This window comes from Oleiphilus sp. HI0061, assembly GCF_001635675.1.
On record NZ_LWFE01001846.1, the window covers coordinates 1 to 1185 of the forward strand.

The following is a 1185-nucleotide window of genomic DNA, read 5'->3' on the forward strand; positions in this document are numbered from 1 at the left end:
TACCAACTATATTTTTCGTGGTGAACTGTTAGCTTTGCATGGTGCCGATCATGAGCAAACAGACTTAGGTGTCAGAATGACTTTGGGTTATTCATTTGGTCGAGAGTTTATTCGAGAGGCTCCAGAGCCTGAACCAGAGCCAATTCCGGAACCAGAGCCGGAACCGGAGCCAGAGCCCGAACCAGAACCCGAACCAATACCGGAGCCTGAGCCTGAGCCTGAGCCAGAACCAACTGATGAAGATTTAGATGGTGTATTCGATGATACTGATTTGTGCCCTGGTACAAACCCATCATTCCGTGTAGATGAAACGGGTTGTGCCGTCATGTTGACCAAGCAGGTTGCAATTACCATGGATATTAAGTTTGCAGCGAAAAGTGATGAGTTAACGCTAGAATACTACCCGGAAGTTAAGAAGATCGCAGACTTTATGAAAGAAGTCGTATCAACGACTTTGACGGTGGAGGGACACACGGATTACCAAGGCAGTCGTCGGTACAATCTGAAGCTATCTCAACGTAGAGCTGAGTCTGTTAGGCGAGTATTGGTTGACGAGTTCGGCATCGCTGAAGAGCGAGTTGCCGCAAAAGGCTTCGGTGAGGAGCAGCCGATTGCAGACAACGAGACTGAAGATGGGCGCGCTAAAAATAGGCGAGTGGTCGCAGTGCTTGAGGCTCAGGTGACCAAAGAAGCATTGCGTTAAGTCAGCTCTAGTCTTTAGAGCAATAGTATGAGGGTCTACATGGGTCGAAGTTTCGGTCTTGTAGGCCTTTTTTGTTTAATGTAGGGTCATAGCTGCTCGCTAAAGGAGTTAAGAGAAGAATTGTGAGGCGCAAATAGCGATGGAACAGTTTAATGTGGATTGCCTGGTGATCGGAGCTGGAGTTGTTGGTTTAGCAATAGCGAGGCGAATAGCTCTTGAGGGTCGGGAAGTTTTGCTCGTCGATAAAGAATCCAGCATTGGCACGCAGACTTCTTCACGCAATAGTGAAGTGATCCATGCAGGAATATATTACCCAAAAGGTTCCTTAAAAGCTCAGCTATGCGTGGCTGGGAAAGAAATGTTATATGACTATTGTGCTAAGCATCACCTTCCTTTCAAAGCTTGTGGAAAATTGATTGTTGCGACAAGTGATGATCAGATAGCTCGTCTTCAGGAAATTAAAAACCAAGCTCAACTTAATG

2 protein-coding genes are annotated in these 1185 nt (G+C 46.4%); both read left to right on the forward strand.

The features are described 5' to 3' along the window. Positions 1-703 (forward strand): OmpA family protein (locus A3735_RS29925; RefSeq protein ID WP_156499990.1); only part of this gene is annotated, 703 nt, incomplete at its 5' end. Between the two features lie 139 nt (positions 704-842). Next, a partial coding sequence (locus A3735_RS28130) for an NAD(P)/FAD-dependent oxidoreductase (protein WP_156499991.1) occupies positions 843-1185 on the forward strand: 343 nt, incomplete at its 3' end.